General features: G+C 40.7%; 15 protein-coding genes. 8 read left to right on the top strand and 7 right to left on the bottom strand.

Annotation, left to right across the window (positions count from 1 at the left end; genetic code table 11):
* Nucleotides 1-141: 141 nt before the first annotated feature.
* Both dnaE and T8I65_RS01910 read right to left on the bottom strand, forming a co-directional pair.
* Nucleotides 142-4,527, bottom strand: a complete 4,386-nt coding sequence (gene dnaE, locus T8I65_RS01915) for a DNA polymerase III subunit alpha (RefSeq protein WP_322301813.1) — start codon at nt 4,525-4,527, stop codon at nt 142-144.
* 269 nt (nt 4,528-4,796) lie between these two features.
* Nucleotides 4,797-5,243 carry a PA2169 family four-helix-bundle protein gene (locus T8I65_RS01910; protein ID WP_322301812.1) on the bottom strand — a complete coding sequence of 149 codons (447 nt, stop codon included), beginning with the start codon at nt 5,241-5,243 and terminating at the stop codon, nt 4,797-4,799.
* A gap of 255 nt (nt 5,244-5,498) precedes the next feature.
* Between T8I65_RS01910 and T8I65_RS01905 the strand changes: the two genes are divergently transcribed.
* Together T8I65_RS01905 and rimM are read left to right on the top strand one after the other, a co-directional pair.
* Nucleotides 5,499-6,095, top strand: a complete 597-nt coding sequence (locus T8I65_RS01905; RefSeq protein ID WP_322301811.1) for a 30S ribosomal protein S16 — start codon at nt 5,499-5,501, stop codon at nt 6,093-6,095.
* An 11-nt stretch (nt 6,096-6,106) separates the two neighbouring features.
* Nucleotides 6,107-6,634 (top strand): ribosome maturation factor RimM, encoded by a 528-nt coding sequence (rimM, locus tag T8I65_RS01900; RefSeq protein ID WP_322301810.1) that lies wholly within the window; start codon nt 6,107-6,109, stop codon nt 6,632-6,634.
* Here the strand turns inward: rimM and ald are convergent.
* The 3 genes from ald to T8I65_RS01885 form a co-directional block, all read right to left on the bottom strand.
* Nucleotides 6,631-7,731 carry an alanine dehydrogenase gene (gene ald, locus T8I65_RS01895; RefSeq protein ID WP_322301809.1) on the bottom strand — a complete coding sequence of 367 codons (1,101 nt, stop codon included), beginning with the start codon at nt 7,729-7,731 and terminating at the stop codon, nt 6,631-6,633. The genes rimM and ald overlap by 4 nt on opposite strands.
* A gap of 102 nt (nt 7,732-7,833) precedes the next feature.
* A complete protein-coding gene (gene leuS, locus T8I65_RS01890) occupies nt 7,834-10,647 on the bottom strand; it encodes a leucine--tRNA ligase (protein WP_322301808.1) in 2,814 nt (937 codons plus the stop codon).
* Between the two features lie 144 nt (nt 10,648-10,791).
* Nucleotides 10,792-11,721, bottom strand: coding sequence for a 2-dehydropantoate 2-reductase (locus T8I65_RS01885; RefSeq protein WP_322301807.1), 930 nt, complete (start codon nt 11,719-11,721; stop codon nt 10,792-10,794).
* Between the two features lie 167 nt (nt 11,722-11,888).
* On the opposite strand from T8I65_RS01885, the gene T8I65_RS01880 reads away from it, so the two are divergent.
* The 6 genes from T8I65_RS01880 to T8I65_RS01855 are packed head-to-tail and all read left to right on the top strand — an operon-like array spanning nt 11,889 to nt 15,881.
* Nucleotides 11,889-12,767: a cell division protein FtsX gene (locus tag T8I65_RS01880; protein ID WP_322301806.1), complete on the top strand. Its 879-nt coding sequence runs from the start codon at nt 11,889-11,891 to the stop codon at nt 12,765-12,767.
* Nucleotides 12,768-12,770: 3 nt separating this feature from the next.
* Nucleotides 12,771-13,034, top strand: a complete 264-nt coding sequence (locus T8I65_RS01875; protein ID WP_322301805.1) for a DUF3098 domain-containing protein — start codon at nt 12,771-12,773, stop codon at nt 13,032-13,034.
* Nucleotides 13,035-13,040: 6 nt separating this feature from the next.
* Nucleotides 13,041-13,835 (top strand): undecaprenyl-diphosphate phosphatase, encoded by a 795-nt coding sequence (locus T8I65_RS01870; RefSeq protein ID WP_322301804.1) that lies wholly within the window; start codon nt 13,041-13,043, stop codon nt 13,833-13,835.
* The gene (gene truB, locus T8I65_RS01865; RefSeq protein WP_322301803.1) at nt 13,825-14,541 is read left to right on the top strand and encodes a tRNA pseudouridine(55) synthase TruB; all 717 of its coding nucleotides are present in this window, start codon (nt 13,825-13,827) and stop codon (nt 14,539-14,541) included. Before T8I65_RS01870 ends, truB begins: the two co-directional genes overlap by 11 nt.
* 20 nt (nt 14,542-14,561) lie before the next feature.
* Nucleotides 14,562-15,275, top strand: a complete 714-nt coding sequence (locus T8I65_RS01860) for a hypothetical protein (protein WP_322301802.1) — start codon at nt 14,562-14,564, stop codon at nt 15,273-15,275.
* A gap of 3 nt (nt 15,276-15,278) precedes the next feature.
* Nucleotides 15,279-15,881, top strand: coding sequence for a DNA-3-methyladenine glycosylase I (locus tag T8I65_RS01855; RefSeq protein WP_322301801.1), 603 nt, complete (start codon nt 15,279-15,281; stop codon nt 15,879-15,881).
* 3 nt (nt 15,882-15,884) lie between these two features.
* Here the strand turns inward: T8I65_RS01855 and aat are convergent, their stop codons facing one another.
* Together aat and T8I65_RS01845 are read right to left on the bottom strand one after the other, a co-directional pair.
* On the bottom strand, nt 15,885-16,523 hold the full coding sequence (gene aat, locus T8I65_RS01850) for a leucyl/phenylalanyl-tRNA--protein transferase (RefSeq protein WP_322301800.1): 639 nt from the start codon (nt 16,521-16,523) through the stop codon (nt 15,885-15,887).
* A 78-nt stretch (nt 16,524-16,601) separates the two neighbouring features.
* Nucleotides 16,602-16,973, bottom strand: coding sequence for a DUF3127 domain-containing protein (locus T8I65_RS01845; protein ID WP_295178663.1), 372 nt, complete (start codon nt 16,971-16,973; stop codon nt 16,602-16,604).
* Nucleotides 16,974-16,979 lie beyond the last annotated feature (6 nt).

The raw sequence follows: 16,979 nt of genomic DNA, 5'->3' as shown, positions 1-16,979 counted from the left end.
TACAGCCTCTATATTGCATTTGACTATAAGTATATTGTTTGGTTTTATAAGGGAGCCTCACGCTTGTCGCGTGACCGCGCTTTCGACGCTACATGGTAGCTTGACTCTAACGCTGGCTCAAACAATTCACAAATTACGAATCTAATTCAACTTATATATAAACTGTTCCTTTTCCAACTTGTCAATAAGTTCCTGCGAAATTTGCACTTTACGTTTCCGGCTGGGCATTTTTAGTTTTACCTGCTCTGCCATGTCATAAACTATGAATTGTAATTGACATTCGCCTTCATGCGCATTAAATGTGTCATTTAACCAATCGATCTTTTCAGCTTTCAGATCCTGAACGTTAAGCTGTATAGTTAGTTTCTTCGCATTCTTGTCCATGATATCATGTAACAAACTAATATCCCGAAACTGTATTCTTGGTTCTCCTTTTTTCCCGGTATCCTTGTTTGTCCAACCTTCTTTCACAAAGATCTTAAGATGAATAAAGTTATTAGGAACAAAGAAATGTTTCATACGCAGATATTCTTCTCCAAATATTTTGAACTCGTAAGACTCCTCGTAATCTTCTACCGTGAAGATCGCCCAGCCTTTCCCATTCTTGGAGACCCTATGCTGTACATCGACCACCACACATCCAATGGTGAGTTCTCTATTTACGATACTTTCCAGTTCCCTGCAATCTGACAATTTACCATTACAGAAATAACTCATTTCTATTCTAAAGTCATCCAATGGATGTCCTGAAATATAAATTCCCACCACTTCCTTTTCTCTTCGTAGCTTCTCCATAGTTCCCCATTCACTACAAGGTGGAACTTCCGGCTCGGGAATCTGAACATCGCTAGCTTCCCCAAACAGACTTACCTGAGAGGAATTCTGACTTTCCTGGAATTTCTGCGCATACTTCACCACCTTTTCCAGGAAGCTCATTCCGTTACCATCGTCATGGAAATATTGCGCTCTATGTGTACCACCAAACCCATCGAATCCCCCGGCAAGGGCAAGATTCTCAAACGCTTTTTTATTTGCAGATCGTAGATCTATCCTTTTAGCCATGTCAAAAATAGATCTGTACGGACCATCTTTAGACTTCCTGTTTTCAACAATGGTTGCCACAGCTCCAGATCCAACTCCTTTGATCGCACCCATTCCAAATCTTACTGCATTTTCCTTGTTTACAGAGAATTTATAATAGGATTCATTTACATCGGGTCCAAGAACATTCAGTTTCATTCTTTTGCATTCTTCCATAAAGAACGTTACCTGCTTGATATCATTCATATTATTGGAAAGCACCGCTGCCATATATTCCGCAGGATAATGCGCTTTTAAATATGCGGTTTGATAGGCGATCCAGGCGTAACAGGTAGAGTGAGACTTATTGAATGCGTATGAAGCGAAGGCTTCCCAGTCTTTCCATATCTTTTCCAATACTTCTGCAGGATGACCCTTTGCATTCCCGCCATCTATAAATTTTGGTTTTAGTTGCGCCAGTAATGCAACAAGTTTTTTACCCATCGCTTTACGAAGCATATCGGCTTCACCTTTACTAAATCCTGCCAGCTTCTGCGAAAGCAGCATCACCTGCTCCTGGTATACTGTGATCCCATAAGTTTCCTCCAGGTATTCTTCCATTTCTGGAAGGTCATAGGATATCTCTTCATCGCCATGCTTCCTCGCAATAAAACTTGGAATATATTCCATAGGCCCAGGTCGATACAGGGCGTTCATGGCGATAAGATCATCAAAAACCGTGGGCTTTAGGGCCTGCATGTGTTTTTGCATACCCGGTGATTCGTACTGGAAAATACCTACCGTTTCTCCTCTCTGGAATAATTTATAGGTTTCTTCATCATCAAGAGGGAAACTATCAGGGTCGAGGTCTATATCATGCCTTCCCTTTACGATCTTCACTGTATCCTTGATCAAAGTAAGGGTCTTCAGACCCAAAAAGTCCATTTTTAGCAGTCCGGCACTTTCAACGACCGAGTTATCAAACTGAGTAACATAAAGATCTGAATCTTTGGCGACCGAAACTGGCACATAATTCGTAATATCCCCGGGAGTGATGATCACCCCACAGGCATGTATTCCTGTATTTCTAACTGAGCCTTCCAGGATTCTAGCCTGGTTTACTGTTTCTGCTTCCAGATCATCCCCTTCAGCAATATTTAGAAGTTCATTGATTTTTTCAATTTCATCTCCACGAAATTTAGACCGGATGGTCTTTTCATCCATGGCAAACAGTTTTCCCAGCTTGGTATTCGGAATAAGTTTCGCAATCCTGTCTGAATCCATAAGAGGAAGATCCAGCACCCTTGCAGTATCCCTTATGGAGGATTTTGCCGCCATGGTTCCGTAGGTAATGATCTGCGCCACCTGGTTCGCACCATATTTCTCGATCACATAATCCATAACCCGGCTTCGACCTTCATCATCAAAGTCGATATCAATATCAGGCATACTCACACGATCAGGATTCAGGAATCTCTCAAAAAGCAGATCATACTTAATCGGGTCAATATTGGTGATCCATAGACAATATGCGACTACAGATCCCGCGGCAGATCCACGTCCAGGTCCAACCGAAACTCCCATAGCCCGTGCAGCCCTGATAAAATCTTCCACAATAAGGAAGTAACCTGGATAACCAGTATTTTCAATTACCGACAGCTCAAAGTTGAGTCGTTCTTCAATCTCTGGGGTGATCTCTGGATATCTCTTTCGAGCTCCTTCAAAAGTAATATGCTTCAGAAACGCGTTTTCGCCTCTTTTTCCTCCATCTACCAAATCCTCTTCGCTTTGAAACTCTTCAGGAATCTCAAATGCTGGAAGTAAAACGTCTCTGGCCAGCTCAAAAGGCTCGATTTTATCTACAATTTCCTGGATATTACTAATAGCTTCTGGAAGATCCTTGAAAAGCCGCTTCATTTCATTTCCAGACTTGAAATAATATTCGGTATTAGGCAAGCCATAGCGATAACCCCTTCCGCGGCCAATTGGCGTAGCCTGCTTTTCCCCATCTTTTACACACAGTAAGATATCGTGCGCATTGGCATCTTCCTGTTTCCAGTAATAGGTATTGTTGGTTGCAATTAGTTTTACGCCGTGTTTTCTAGAAAATTCCACGAGCACGGGATTTACCCTGTTCTCATCTTCCTGATCATGACGCATCAACTCGATATAAAGATCGTCACCGAACTCTTCTTTCCACCATAACAAAGCTTCTTCAGCCTGTTTTTCACCAACATTCAGGATCTTACTGGGAACTTCACCGTATAGATTACCAGTAAGCACGATCAAATCTTCTTTATATTTCTTTATTACTTCCTTGTCTATACGAGGTACATAATAGAAACCATCGGTATAGGCTTTGGAAGACATTTTTGCCAGGTTATGGTATCCCTTCTTGTTCTTTGCAAGAATCACGACCTGATATCCATTATCTTTCCTACTCTTATCTAAATGATTTTCACAAACAAAGAATTCACATCCTAATACGGCTTTCAATGGTTTTTTTAGCTCCTCTCCATTCTCTTGTGCCGTTGCATTATGTTCTGCTACACCTTTATTATAAGATCCAACTTCCTTTACGAAGTGAAAAGCGCCCATCATGTTCGCGTGATCTGTAAGGGCAACTGCACTCATATCCTCTTCAGCAGCCGCAGCAACTAGATCAGGTATACTTATAGTCGATTGTAAAACTGAAAACTGTGAATGGTTATGAAGATGTGCAAAACGTATCTCATCCAGCTTCTCCAGGTTCTCCTGAATTTCTTCATTCGAAATATCATCTGTAGGCTGCTGTTTTTCCAGCCTTTTTCTAATTCTATCTGAAGCTTTCTTTAAGTTAATATGCTTTAGGCCTATAAGCTCTATACTCGCCGGATTCTCTTCGGAAAAGTTTTCGAAATAGCCTGCAGGCACATCGAGCTCATCCAGCGTATAGATTCTTTGCCTGATAAGTTCTAAAAAACACCGGGTAGTAGCTTCAACATCTGCGGTAGCGTTGTGCGCTTCAGCAAAAGGTTCATTAAAAAGAAACTCGTGTAGCTCGGTAAGAGTTGGTAATTTGAATTTACCACCACGACCTCCAGGAATTTCACAAAGCGCTGCGGTTTTCTCTGTACAGGTATCCAGAACTGGCATTTCCTGAAGGGAATTATCAAAGTTTCTTCTGATGAATTCCGCTCCCATAATATTCAGGTCAAAACCAACATTCTGACCAACAATAAACTTTGATTTCTGAATGGCAATATTGAACTTCTCCAGTACCTCATCCAAAGAAATTCCCTGTTCCCGTGCCAGATCTGTAGATATCCCGTGAATTCTTTCAGAATCATAGGGAATATCAAAGCCCTCAGGCTGTATAAGATAATCCTGATTCTCAATAAGATTACCCATCTCATCATGCAACTGCCAGGCGATCTGTATACAGCGTGGCCAGTTATCAGAATCGGTTAAAGGGGCATCCCATCGCTTAGGTAAACCGGTGGTTTCAGTGTCAAAAATCAGGTACATTCTTTGGTATTTAAAGCCTTAAAAGAAGATATTCAAGAGGTTAGTTTTTGCCAACCTTCCGCGCTAAATTAATGAACTTTAGGCCTGATAAAAAACTTTGTTTTAAGGAATTATTAACCATAAAAAAAGCCTCACAAAATCCTGAAATTTCAGAAATTCTGTGAGGCCTGATACGAACACAAAAAACTACTACTACTTCAATCAAACATGGTTCGCATCATTGATTATATTGTAAGATCAGATTGGTTAATTTCTGATCTATTTTGTTTTTAGGCAATATCTTCTAGAGCCTTCACTTCATTAAGAGATGCTACAATAGCATTCTTTTGCTTCATTAATACATTTCCAGTACTTGCAGGAACTTCAGAATCCTTAAGGATCTCCTCATATTCCTCTACAGCTGCTTTCTCTCCACGAATAGCTTCTTCAAGAACCGCTTCATCTTTATCACCAGATAAGCTAGCTTTTAAATTCATCCATCCACGGTGAAGATCACCTGCTACACTGGATCCTTTATCCGGAGCTTCCCCGAAATTGCTGATCTCAGATTTTAATTCATGTCCAAAATCGTAACGTTCCTGTGCACGAGCAGAGAAAAAACTCTTTAATCGTTGATTATTTACTTTTTCAGCTGCCAGTTTATATCCTTTCTCGGCGTCATAATTCTTTTCTAGTAACTCATTAAGTTTCTTAGATACATTTTCTGAATAACTCATTGCTTTATTTTTTTTCATATTAGTTACCCAAAGATATGTTTAGGAAACCGCGATAACAACCTATTTAACAGGGTTTAGCACTAATTAACCTCTTTTAACAGCCACCATTATTTTTAACTAAAATTACTGCCAAAATGGTAAATTTCCAGACTTCGGTAAACCATTTTAAAATCTAAAGTGTTCAGAATTAGAAAAATATAGTATCTTTGCAGCCTTATTAATAATCGAGGTCGAGAACCTCAAAATTTAATTTTTATGCCAGTAAAAATAAGATTACAAAGACACGGTAAAAAAGGAAAACCTTTTTTCTGGATCGTAGCCGCGGATACTCGCGCTAAAAGAGATGGTAAATTCCTTGACAAATTAGGGATCTACAATCCAAACACAAATCCTGCAACTATCGAATTAGATGTTGATGGAGCTGTAAAATGGTTGCAGAACGGTGCTCAGCCAACTGACACTGCTCGCGCAATCCTTTCTTACAAAGGAGCCTTACTTAAAAAACACCTTGCAGGTGGAGTTAAGAAAGGTGCTTTAACTGAAGAACAGGCTGAAGAGAAATTCAATGCCTGGATGGAAGAGAAAGAGGGAAAAGTTGACGCAAAGAAAGAATCTTTGACGAAAGCACAGGAAGCTGAAAAAGCGAAAGCTTTAGAAGCTGAAAAAGAAGTAAACGCTAAACGTGACGCTGAAGCGAGAGAAGCTGCTGAAGCTGAAACGAAAGCGGCTGCTGAAGCTGAAGCTGCTGCAACTGCAGAAGCTACAGATGACGGAACTGTCGAAGCTGCTGAAGAAGAAGTGGGCGCTGCAACTGCAGAAGAAGCTAATACTGAAGATAAGAAAGACGCTTAAAACAGTAGACGATGACTAAGGAAGATTGTTTCTACCTGGGGCGCATCGTCGCAAAATTTAGTTTTAAGGGCGAGGTGCTTATTAAATTAGACACTGACGAACCTGAACTTTACACAGAAATGGAATCGGTTTTCGTTGAATACAACGAAAACCTGGTTCCATTTTTTATTGAAAGATCTTACCTCCACAAAAGTACTCTTCTAAGAGCCAAGATCGAAGATATCGATACCGAGCAGGATGCGGAAGACATGATTGGCGCAGAACTCTACCTGCCTCTTGAACAATTACCTCAGCTTCCCGACGATAAATTCTATTTCCATGAGGTCATAGGTTTTGATGTTATCGATCAACAATACGGGAATATTGGAAAGATCGTTTCCATCAACGACACTACAGCCCAGGCGCTGTTCGAAATTGATAAAGATGGCAAACAGATTCTAGTCCCAATGAATGATGAGTTTATCGAGAAGGTGGACAAAAAGAACAAGGAGATCAAAGTTATCACCCCCGAAGGTCTGGTAGACCTTTACCTTAGCTAGGCATAGGTTTCATCCCATCCAAACGCCTCCAGTATTGGATCATAGACTATAGCTCCATTTACAATATTAAGTCCCTTAGCAAGGAATGGATCATGAGCACATGCCTTTTCCCAACCTGCATCTGCCAGTTTGAGAATATAAGGTAGTGTGACATTCGTTAACGCAAGCGTAGAAGTATAAGGGACAGCTCCAGGCATATTGGCCACACAATAATGTACGATATCATCAATAATATAAGCAGGGTCTTCGTGCGTAGTCGGCCTCGTAGTTTCGATACAACCTCCCTGGTCCACCGCTACATCCACGATCACCGCCCCCGGTTGCATGGTCTTTAGCATATCTCTGGTAACCAGTTTTGGAGCTTTCGCACCTGTGATTAGCACACCACCAACCACAAGATCTGTAGTTTTTAAGTGTTTTCTAATATTATACTCATTAGAGAATTCAGTTACCACGTGGCTAGGCATGATATCGTTCACATACCTTAATTTATTCATGTTCACATCAAGAACGGTCACCTGCGCTCCTAATCCAGCTGCCATTTTCGCCGCCTGAACTCCGACTACACCTGCACCCAGCACTAGTACTTTCCCAGGCGGAACACCCGGTACACCTCCAAGTAACAAACCTTTACCCTGCACAGGCTTTTCAAGATATTTGGCTCCCTGCTGAATTGCCATCCTTCCTGCTACTTCACTCATAGGAGTCAACAATGGCAAAGTACCATCCTTATCCTCTACTGTTTCATAAGCTATACACACAGATTTACTGCGCATCATAGCTTCCGTAAGGTCCTGGTTGGAAGCAAAATGGAAGTACGTAAATACTATCTGATCTTCTTTAATTAAACCATATTCCTGTTCGATCGGTTCTTTGACCTTTACGATCATATCGCTAACCTCGTAAACCCGGTCTATGGATGGAAGTATCGTAGCACCTGCAGCATGATAGTCTTTGTCATCAAAACCACTGGAATCACCAGCAGTTGATTGCACATAGACCTCATGACCTTTCTTCGAAAGTTCGAGCACTCCGGCAGGTGTCATGCCCACCCTGTTTTCATTGTTTTTGATCTCCTTCGGAATTCCAATTTTCATGGTAGATAAATTTGTTTCCGAAAAATAGTAAAGAAAATAAAAACAGGGGTATAAAATGCTATAAATAACATTTCACATCTATAACTGATAATTTTAAAGGGGCTACATTACTATATTTACAATTTTACCAGGAACAACTATGACTTTTTTAGGGGTAGAACCATCCAATTGATTTTTAGTCCTGTCATCGTTAAGAACATTCTTTTCAATTTCCTCTCTGGACATATCCATAGGTAGTTCCATGGTAAATCTCATCTTACCATTAAAGGAAACGGGGTAGTTCTTCGTGCTCTCCACAAGAAATTTCTCTTCAAAAACCGGGTATTCCGCAGTGGATATAGATTCGGTATTACCAAGTTTTTCCCAGAGCTCTTCGGCAATGTGAGGTGCGTATGGCGAAATTAGCACAGCTAATGGCTCAAGTACCTCTCTTTGGTTACAGTTTTGAGCAGTAAGCTCATTTACACAGATCATAAATGTAGAAACTGAAGTATTAAAACTAAAGTCTTCAATATCCTCTGTTACTTTTTTAATTGTCTTATGTAATGTCTTTAGTGAGTCTGCTGAAGCTTTATCGTTAGTAACGACGAATTGCTCTTCATTATGGAAAAGCTTCCAGAATTTCTTCAGAAAATTATGTACACCGGTAATTCCCGCTGTATTCCATGGTTTTGCCTGTTCGAGCGGCCCCAGGAACATTTCATACATTCTTAAAGTATCTGCACCGTATCGTTCACAGATCTCATCTGGATTCACCACATTGTATTTAGACTTGGACATTTTCTCCACTTCCCTACCAACAATGTAACGCCCATCTTCCAGCACGAATTTAGCATCTGCGAATTCAGGTCTCCACTTTTTGAATCCTTCTATATCAAGTTCATCTGAGGAATTTACCAATGAAACATCCACATGAATTGGCTGAACGTTGTTTCCCTTGATTTGGGTACTTGATATAAATACATTCTCTCCTTCAAGCCTGTATACAAAAGCACTGGTTCCCAGGATCATTCCCTGGTTGATCAATTTCTTGAATGGCTCCTCTACCGTAAGTCTCCCACGATCGCTAAGAAATTTGGTCCAGAATCTGGAATACAATAAGTGACCCGTAGCATGTTCGCTACCACCAATGTAAAGATCCACATTCTCCCAGTATTGCTGTGCCTCTTCGGAAACGAAAGTATCAGGATTCCCAGCGTCCATATATCTAAAAAGATACCAGCTACTTCCAGCCCATCCCGGCATGGTATTCAATTCCAACTGAAATACTGTGGAATTATTAATCCTATCATTAGAAACTACCTCATTTTTCTCAGTATCCCATGCCCAGTTAGTAGCATTCCCCAAAGGTGGTTCACCGGTTTCGGTAGGAAGATATTTCTCCACTTCTGGTAACCTTAATGGAAGGTGTTCCAGATCTATCATTTTTGGCAGTCCATTCACGTAGTAAACAGGAAATGGCTCTCCCCAGTATCTTTGTCGGCTAAAGACGGCATCTCTAAGTCTGTAATTCGTCTTACCATAACCCTGACCTGTTTTTTCAAGCTCAAGAATAACACGGTTAAGCGCTTCTTTATATTCCAGCCCGCTAAGAAAATCTGAGTTTGCGATCACCGTTCCTTCTTTCCCTGCATATGCCTCCTGGGAAACATCTACATCTTCGAAAATATTAGTAATAGGCAAATCAAAATGTCTTGCAAAATCATGATCTCTTTGGTCTCCACAAGGAACGGCCATTACAGCTCCGGTTCCATATCCTGCCAGTACATAATCCCCGATCCAGATTGGAATGGGCTCTTTCGTAAAAGGATGTTCTGCATAAGCTCCGGTGAAAGCACCACTAATGGTCTTCACATCTGCCATTCGTTCACGTTCACTCCTTTTTGCTGTGGCTTCAATATAAGCCTCTACCTCTTCCTTACGATCATTCGTAGTGATCCTAGAAACGAGCTCATGTTCCGGAGCAAGTGTCATAAAATTGACTCCAAAAATGGTATCAGGTCTGGTAGTGAAAACTTCAAATTCTGCATCGCTGTTCATTACTTTAAAAGCAACCTGAGCACCTACAGACTTCCCGATCCAGTTACGCTGACTCTCCTTCAGACTTTCGGTCCAGTCAAGTTTATTTAGGTCCTGTAGCAATCTTTCAGCAAAAGCTGAAATTCTCATGCTCCACTGAGTCATTTTTTTACGAATTACCGGGTAGCCTCCTCTTTCAGAAACACCATTTACGATCTCATCATTAGCGAGAACCGTTCCCAGTTGCGGGCACCAGTTCACTTCAGTTTCAGCGAGGTAGGTAAGTCGGTATTTTAATAATACTCGCTCTTTTTCATCTTCAGAATAACGATTCCATTCTTCCGCAGAGAATTCAGCAATATCTGCATCACAGGCAGCATTCACCCTTGTATTCCCTTCCGAAGAAAAGATATCGATAAGTTCAGATACCGGTCTGGACTTTTCAGCTTCCAGATCATACCAGCTCTCGAATAACTGGATAAAGATCCACTGAGTCCATTTGTAATAATCTGGCTCACTGGTACGCACTTCGCGACTCCAATCAAAGGAGAACCCGATCTTATCAAGTTGCTCCCGGTAACGGGCAATATTATTTTGAGTTGTCAACGCAGGATGCTGACCCGTTTGGATCGCGTACTGCTCTGCCGGAAGCCCAAAACTATCATATCCCTGGGGATGCAATACGTTAAATCCCTTGTGACGCTTGTATCGAGCATAGATATCACTAGCAATATAGCCTAATGGATGCCCTACATGTAAACCTGCTCCAGAAGGATAAGGAAACATATCCAGCACATAATATTTTGGTTTATCGGTGTTGTTGGTAGCCTTGAAAGTCTGGTTTTGCGCCCAGTATTTCTGCCATTTTTCCTCGATCTTATTAAAGTGGTAACTCATGTGATATCTGCTTAACTAAATTCTTGTGAACAGCCCGGGGATGTTCAAAACCCCAAAGCACAGGTGGCGGGATCGCTCCTGCCATTTTTATACGGATGCAAAAATACAATTTTAAAGGACTTTTCTAGAGCTAATAAGGAACACTTAAAGGGTTTTTCTAGCCTGCTCTTCCATGGGCTTCAGGCATTCATAGATCATTTTGTTCACCGGCGTTTTAATTCCCAGTCGCTCACCTTCCCTAACGATAAAACCATTAAAGTTTTCGATTTCTGAAGGTTTTCCCTCCATAATATCTCTTTGAGTGGAAGCTGTAGTTCCTTTCGGCTGATTTTCGATGATCTGAAAGGCCTTCTCAATATGCTCATTATTCAGCGGAATATCTTTGGCATTAGCAACCGATCTAATTTCTGCAGAAGTTTGTTTCATAAGATCTAGCAAATATGCACTATTTCTAATCTTATCGATACTTACGCGCGTAAGCCCACCAATTCCACTGATGGTGCAGATAAAAAGAAACTTTTTCCAGATCTCCAATTGAATATTTTCCGGATTGAGATAATCGATCTTAGCTTCCGAAAATAAAGTACTAATCTTTAAAATCCGTTTAGATCGGCTATTATCTGCTTCCCCAAAGACGATCCTGGGCTCAAAAGAGGCATGTTTGATCTTCCCGGGTTTTTCAATATAACTCACGATAAAACATAAACCCGCAAGTACGTTTTCCTTCGGAAGTATTTCGGTGAGTTTTTCATAATTATCAGCTCCATTCTGTAATGGCAGCACGATCGTATTTCTGGAAATAATTTTTTTCAATTCTGAAGCAACCTCCGGAAGTTGCCAGCTTTTAACTCCTAATAGTATAAGATCTGGAGTGTCAACTTCATCAATATCACTGGTTACGAACTCTGGATGCACAGTAATATCTCCATTGATGCTTTCCAGCTGCAAGCCTGATTTTTTGATCGCCCGCAGATGTTCTCCACGAGCAATAAAACTCACTTTGTTACCCGATTCTGCAAGTCTCGCTCCAAAGTAACCGCCAACTCCACCTGCTCCGTAAACTAAGATTTTCATAAACGTCTTTTACTCAAATGTACTTATTTCGGTTTAACCTGAAAATCAGCTGGTTCAAGCAATAAAACTTCACAACTTTATACATCCAATATTTTCAAAAGTTTAAACGTTTTAAATATTGAGAAAGCTGAACTTTCTTATTTTTACAAAAAATCTGAAGTCACTATATGACCACATCTTTTGAAAGGTATCAAAAACGCCGACTCATATCCTCCTATTTCTCTGTTGTGATTAGTATTGCACTGGTTTTATTTCTATTAGGAATGCTGGGACTTTTGGTTTTGAACACCAAGAAAGTGGCAGATCATTTTAAAGAACAGATAGCGCTTACCGTGTACCTTAAAGATACCGCCAAGGAAGTAGAGATCGAGCAATTGAAAAAGAGCCTGGCGATGGCAGATTATACCAAGACTACGACGTATGTAAGTAAGGAAGATGCTGCTGCTGCACATAGCGAAGAAATTGGGGAGGACTTCATGGAATTCCTGGGTTATAATCCACTGCAAAATTCTATTGATGTTTATATGAATGCCGATTTCGTTTCTTCGGAACAGGTAGATGAAATCGCAGCAGATCTTACATCCAAGAATTTTGTAGATGAGGTCGTTTATGATAAACCACTTATCGCTTTACTGAATGATAACGTTAAGAAGATAAGCCTTTGGGTATTGATCGCAAGTTCGGTTTTCACTTTTATTGCCGTCCTGCTTATAAACTCTAGTATCAGGCTGGCTGTTTATTCAAAAAGATTTATCATCAAAACCATGCAGATGGTTGGCGCTACCAAAGGTTTTATACGCAGACCTTTTATCTGGCAAAGTGTAAAATTGGGTCTTATTGGGGCGATTCTCGCTCTTATTGGAATGGCAGCAGTGCTATTCTATCTCAACAACAGTTTTCAGGAATTGAATCTTTTGGGAGATGTAAAAATGCTAGTGATACTATTCTCCGGAATTTTCCTGATGGGTATCATCATTACCTGGATAAGCACTTATTTCGCTACATCTCGTTTTCTGAATCTTAAAACAGATGAACTTTATTATTAGACCATGAAAAAAGAGAAAGAAATTCACCAGGGAGGAAGTTTTAATACCGGATTCGTTTTCGGAAAAAGAAACTATATGTTCATGTTCATTGGTCTTGCCGTGATTGCACTTGGCTTCATATTAATGTCTGGTGGTGGCAGCGAAGATCCGAACGAATTTAATGATGCTATTTACAACTTTCAACGTATTAGACTTGCACCGGCCCTCGTTCTAATTGGCTTTGCAATAGAAGTCTATGCCATCCTGTTGAACCCTCATAAAAAATAAACGAATTTGGATCTATTAGATGCGGTGATCCTCGGGATCATCCAGGGACTTACTGAATTTTTACCAGTTTCCTCAAGCGGACATTTAGAATTAGGAAAAGCTATTCTTGGGGATACCAGTGTACCTGAAGAATCACTACTATTTACCGTAGTACTCCACTTTGCTACCGCATTAAGCACCCTGGTAATTTTCAGAAAAGATGTTTTTGAAATTTTAAGAGGTCTATTCAGTTTTAAATGGAACGAAGAAACCCAGTTTTCACTGAAGATTATTATTTCTATGCTTCCTGCTGTTATAGTAGGATTACTTTTTGAAGAACAGCTTGAAGCGCTTTTTGGAGGAAATATATTATTTGTTGGATTTATGCTACTTGTGACTGCATTGCTTTTATGGCTTGCAGATAAAGCGAAAGATACCGGAAAAAAGGTAAGCTATTCCAATGCATTTGTAATTGGAGTTGCTCAGGCGATCGCTATGCTACCAGGGATTTCAAGAAGTGGAGCAACTATTTCAACTTCTGTTTTGCTTGGAAACGACAAAACGAAAGCTGCTAGATTTTCATTCTTAATGGTAGTGCCTCTCATCTTCGGAAAGATAGCTAAGGATCTTTTAGGCGGAGAATTAACTTCCAGTTCCACAGACCTAACAGCACTTGCGGTAGGTTTCATATCGGCTTTTATCGCCGGATTGGTTGCCTGCACCTGGATGATCACTCTTGTTAAAAAAAGCAAGCTTTCCTGGTTTGCCATCTATTGTTTTGTAGTGGGAATCGCAGCGATTATTTTTGCGTATGCTCAATAAACAATTTACTGCGGAAGAATTTAAAGCCGGACAGGTACTGCTATTTGACAAACCATTGAGCTGGACTTCTTTCCAGCTGGTGAACAAAGTAAGATGGCTCATTAGAAGAAGCTGTAATATCAAGAAAATCAAAGTTGGTCATGCTGGAACTTTAGATCCGCTGGCTACCGGACTTTTGATTATTTGCACAGGAAAGTTTACCAAAACCATTCCCGATCTACAGGGACAGATCAAAGAATATATGGGAACTATTAGTCTTGGTGCAACGACACCTTCTTTTGATCTCGAAACTGAATTTGATGCAACATTCGAAACTTCTCACATTACTGAAGAAAAGTTGCTGGAAACCAGTAGAAAATTTATTGGAAAGATCGAACAGACACCACCGGTCTTTTCAGCTTTGAAAAAGGATGGAAAGCGACTTTATGAATATGCCCGGGAAGGTGAACAAGTTGAAGTCAAAAAACGAGAGATCGAAATAAACGCTTTTGATATTGACTTTAGTAAATTTCCAGACATAGACTTCAGAGTAGTTTGTAGTAAAGGAACATACATTCGTAGCCTGGCTCACGAATTTGGGATGGCTTTAGACAGTGGAGCACATCTTTCAGCATTGAGAAGAACCGGCATAGGAGAATATTCGGTAGAAAATGCCATGGATATCGAATCTTTCGAAAAATTCTTACCTTCACGGGAGAACATTTAAGATAGAGGAAACTCTAATCCATGGATTTTTTCGACAAACACAAAGCTCTAATCATTACTTCCCTGCTATTTGCTGTGCTATTCCTGGCGCTGTATAATCTCAACATGGCCAACCAGAAAAAAGCAGCTGGAGAAATGCTCGTGGATCTTGAGCAATTTCAGAAGGAAAAGGCTCCGGAAGAGGAACCTGAAGAACAGGAAGAGCAACCTAAGCAACCCCGAAGAAACGTCCAGACCAACAAGGCTTACAATGAAGATAAGGAAGCCCGGGATGCAGAAATGAAGAACAAGCTGGACGAAATTTTCCAGAAGAATAGTGCCCGACAGGAGGCCGAGCAAAGCGAAGATACCCAGGGCGAGGGAAATTACCAGGTTAATAAAAAAACTGCTGACAGGAACAAAGATGCTTCGAACGGTGATGATTCCTCTGAAGAGAGCTCACAAAAATCGGCAGTGTATGATTATAGCAGTATTTCATTTTCCCTAAAGGGCCGTCGTGCAGTTAAGATTCCGAATCCTGTTTATACCTGCGACGTTGCAGGTAAGATCGTGATCAACATTAGTGTAGATGCGAATGGGTTTGTTATTGACACCAGCCTGAATAAAGGCAGTTCTACATCAGGTAATGAATGTCTGGTTGAAAGAGCTATGGAATATGCAGCAGGAGCCAGGTTTAGTAAGCTTGCTGGCAAGAACGAGCAGCCGGGAACCATCACCTATTATTTTAGATCTTAAACTATGGCAGAACCAAAACGATGTGGTTGGTGTGAAGGAGATGCGCTCTATGAAGCCTATCATGACCAGGAATGGGGAGTTCCGGTGCTTGATGACCATAATTTATTTGAATTTCTTACTCTTGAAACCTTTCAGGCGGGATTGAGCTGGATCACAGTATTAAGAAAAAGGCATAATTTCAGGGAAGCATTTGATGATTTCGATTATAGAAAGATCGCTTTATATAAAGAACCTAAGATCACGAAACTAATGGAAAATGCCGGAATCATCCGGAACCAATTGAAAATTAGAGCCACCGTGAATAATGCACAACAATTCATCAAAATTCAGGATGAGTTTGGCAGTTTTTGTAGGTATATCTGGAACTTTGTGGATGGCACTCCAATACAGAATAAAGTAAAGAATTATAAGGAAGCACCTGCGACTACAGATATCAGCGACCAGTTATCAAAAGACCTGAAGAAACGCGGTTTTAAGTTTACCGGCTCCACAGTGATCTATGCACATATGCAGGCAACCGGAATGGTCAATGACCATGAAATCGATTGTTTTCGTTATGATGAGATCCGGAAACTTGGTGAAAAGATGAAACTTGAAAACTATTAGTCGCTACTTTAGATAACCAAAAAACTCTTCTCTCGGAATTTCCCGTGCTCCCAGGCTGGCAAGATGATCTGTATACACCTGGCAATCTATTAGTTGTATACCTTCTTCCTGAAGCTTCCGGACCATTTTTATAAATCCAAACTTGGACGCATTGCTCACATTGGCAAACATACTTTCACCGCAGAATAGTTTTTTCTCCCGAAGATAAATTCCGTATAAACCTCCAACCAAAGTATGATCATCCCATACTTCAGCTGAAATGGCTATTCCCATTCGATGTAACTCCAGGTAAGATCTCTTTATCTCCGGAGTGATCCAGGTACCATCCTGACCTTTTCTGAAAACTTTTCCGCAGTGATCGATGACCGCTTCAAAATCCTGATTGAAAGTTATCTGAAATTTGTTTTGATTCAGGTAAGGACGCATACTTTTCGAAACCTTCAGCTCTTCAGGAAATAGTACCATTCTGGGATCTGGCGACCACCATAAAACAGGCTGGCCTTCACTATACCAAGGAAAGATCCCTAAGTGATAAGCCTCCAGTATTCGATCAATACTAAGTTCCCGGGTAACTGCTAGAAAACCGTCTTCATCTGCCAGCTCTACTGGAGGAAATTTTTGGTCCGGACTTATAAAATACACGCGCTTAAAATTGTTTAATGAAATTAAAAAAGTCCGATGAAATAATCACCGGACTTTTAATTTTTATAAGACTTCTCCTTAGAAAGGCAGATCGTCATAATCCTCTTCGTTCAAATCACTTGCTGGCTCGAACTGGTCTGGTGGTGGTACGTTACCTCCAGACGGCTGTTGAGCGGCAAGGTTCTCAATTCTCCAACCCTGTACAGAATTAAAGTATTTAGTTTCCCCTTGTGGGCTCACCCATTCTCTACCTCTAAGGTTGATGCCAACCTTTACTGGCTGACCTACTTTAAAGGCATCCAGAAGACTACATTTATCCTGAACGAATTCGATCATGATATGCTGAGGATATTGCTCCTCTGTCGTCACAACCATTTCTCTCTTCTGAAACCCATTATTTCCGAAGGTCTTTGTATCTCCTATTAATTTGATTTTTCCCTGTACTTCCATTTTATC

This window comes from Christiangramia sp. OXR-203 (assembly GCF_034372165.1).
GTDB lineage: Bacteria > Bacteroidota > Bacteroidia > Flavobacteriales > Flavobacteriaceae > Christiangramia.
Note: the sequence above shows the minus strand (reverse complement) of the source record. Positions and strands in the feature narration are given on the sequence as shown.